A 2,416-nucleotide genomic window follows, 5' to 3' on the forward strand; every position below is an offset into this window, starting at 1 on the left:
TCCCCGCCTTTCTGCTGCCCGGCCCTGGTGCCGTGGCGCAGACGCTGGTGGCGCAATGGGGCTTCCTGGCCCGCAACGCGCTGGTGACGCTGCTGGAAATCGCCCTCGGGCTGGGCTTGGGCACGCTGTTCGGGGCGGGCTGCGCGCTGGTGATGGTCGCCTCGCGCGGGGTGCAGCGCTGGCTGCTGCCGCTGCTGCTGCTGAGCCAGGCGGTGCCGGTGTTTGCCCTGGCGCCGCTTTTGGTGCTGTGGCTGGGCTTCGGCCTCGCCTCGAAAGTGCTGATGGCGGTGCTGGTGATTTTCTTTCCCGTCACCGCTGCCTTTTATGACGGTCTGCGCCGCACCGAGCCGGGCTGGCTGGACCTCGCCCGCACCATGGGCGCCTCGCGGCTGGCCATCCTCTGGCGGGTGCGGCTGATGGCGGCGCTGCCGGCCTTCGGCGCGGGCCTGCGCATCGCCGCCTCGGTGGCGCCCATCGGCGCCATCATCGGCGAATGGGCCGGCGCCTCCGAGGGGCTGGGCTATGTGATGCTGAACGCCAATGCCCGGATGCAGACGGATGTGATGTTCGCCGCCCTGGTGCTGCTGGCGGGGATGACGATCCTGCTCTGGGTGGGGGTGGATATGCTGCTGAAAAAACTGCTGCACTGGGCGCCGGAGGGGTAGGGGGCTGGGATGGGGGAAAGCAGTCACGGCGCGGAAACTGACGAGTGTCCGCTCAGCGCCCATAGTTGCTGTTCAGAGACCTTAGTCAGACGCTCCGAAGCGGACATTCCAGCCATTGGAAGGCTTTTTCGGGGAGGAGTCAGCTAGTTGGTCGTGGCAGGGCCACCATGGGATCAATCCAGAGAGTCGCCATTCGTTGGATGTGTTACGCTGTATTTTACCCGCTCTAAGCTCGCTGGGCTGGTGAATGCGTACAAGTAGCCAAGTTTTGTTTATTTGTCCCCCTTTCATTTGCAAAGGCTGGTGGCTAAACATGACGGAAGCGCTACGAGAACCGTCAAGCAGATTTAATGGGGTCAGAAGTGGCTGAAAAGCCGGACAATATCGAACTGAAGTTCAACGGCGAGTCTGTCCGGCGACTGAACGGGGCGCCAGCCGATGCTGTGATAGCGTCTCTCAATGCACTTCAGCGTATGGTATATATTATTGGCATGATGTCAGAGGGACGCATTCTAAGTGAGCGCCTGAAGCCCACCGCGAAAGTAAGGCAAGAATATGCGATTGTATGCCATGCTCCCGAAAAGGGGAGCCACGTTCAACCGTTCAATGTAGCTTCACAAAATGGTGCCTTTACTCCTGCCACCGTAGCTGCACGAAAAAAATTGCTTGAAGCTTTGAAGGCATTCGATAGCGGCAATGAAGAGGTGGTAAAGCAAGTTCTCCCAAATGCACGCGAACGTTGGTTCATGGCAAAAGCTGCGCTTGGCCTTCTGCCATCGGAGGACAGCGATTTAGAAATAACAGTCCGAGCGGGATCACGCGGACCATTCAATTTTAAAGCGGAACGAGCGCGCACAGTGCTTGCCAAATATAAAACAGGCAGCCCACCTGAAATCGACGAAGAGGTTGTAGCTGGAAAATTACAGGCGATTGACTTCAGTCGTACGATTCTAGCGATCAAACCTAGCAATCAGGCCACAATTCGAATCGACTATCCCTTGTCTACTGAAGAATGGCTTAAGCAAAATGTTCGCAAAAGGTTAAAAATTACGGGCCGGCCTAAGATTAACCAGAAAGGCGATATAGCTTCTTTTAAAGAAGTCTATTCCGTTACTGAGTTGGAACCGACACTAGAAGCAATTTCAAGCTTCCAGTCCGGCTCACAAACAATTCAGGCAAATCGTACACTGTCAATTCCTGTAACTCTAAACTGGAAGGATAAAATATTTTCCTTTCAGGATAGTTTACTTGGCATAGATGCCTTTGCGCTCACTTATGACAAGCTGCGCGAGAGCGTTCTTGAAGAGCTTGACATATTGTGGCGTCATTATGCGCTCGCACCTGATGATGAGCTGGATGCTGAAGCCCAATCCGTCAAAGTAGCGTTATTATCGCGTTTCAAGGTAATCAGTGCATGACTAGAGAGCGAGATGTTATCGACGCCGCGTTACAGCGTAAGGGATTTAAAAAAGAAAATGGCGACCATTCCTATTATATCTACTGGAATCTTGGGGGTAAAAAAACAATAAAAAAGACCAAGATGAGCCATGGTTCGGCACATAAGACCATTGGTGATCCGCTACTCGGGCAAATGGCTAAACAAGTGGGCTTAACAAAGAAAGCCTTTTTAGAACTGGTGGACTGCACATTAGATCAGGCTGGATACGAAGCCGCTGCATTTCAGAAATAAAATTCAAATAACTCGGTGTAACTAACCTAACGCTGTGCTTCTAAGGCTCTCGCACTTTAGC

General features: G+C 53.8%; 3 protein-coding genes. All 3 read left to right on the forward strand.

What is annotated here, in order from left to right; all coding sequences use genetic code 11:
• Window positions 1-665: ABC transporter permease (locus tag MXAZACID_RS12785; RefSeq protein ID WP_008494826.1), on the forward strand; the 665-nt coding region annotated here is incomplete at its 5' end.
• A gap of 362 nt (window positions 666-1,027) precedes the next feature.
• Window positions 1,028-2,083 carry a hypothetical protein gene (locus MXAZACID_RS18810; protein WP_144052789.1) on the forward strand — a complete coding sequence of 352 codons (1,056 nt, stop codon included), beginning with the start codon at window positions 1,028-1,030 and terminating at the stop codon, window positions 2,081-2,083.
• Window positions 2,080-2,355, forward strand: coding sequence for a hypothetical protein (locus tag MXAZACID_RS18355; RefSeq protein WP_083878754.1), 276 nt, complete (start codon window positions 2,080-2,082; stop codon window positions 2,353-2,355). Before MXAZACID_RS18810 ends, MXAZACID_RS18355 begins: the two co-directional genes overlap by 4 nt.
• Window positions 2,356-2,416: the final 61 nt, after the last annotated feature.

Origin of the sequence: Acidocella sp. MX-AZ02, from assembly GCF_000306035.1 — a bacterium.
GTDB classification, from domain to species: Bacteria; Pseudomonadota; Alphaproteobacteria; order Acetobacterales; family Acetobacteraceae; genus Acidocella; species Acidocella facilis.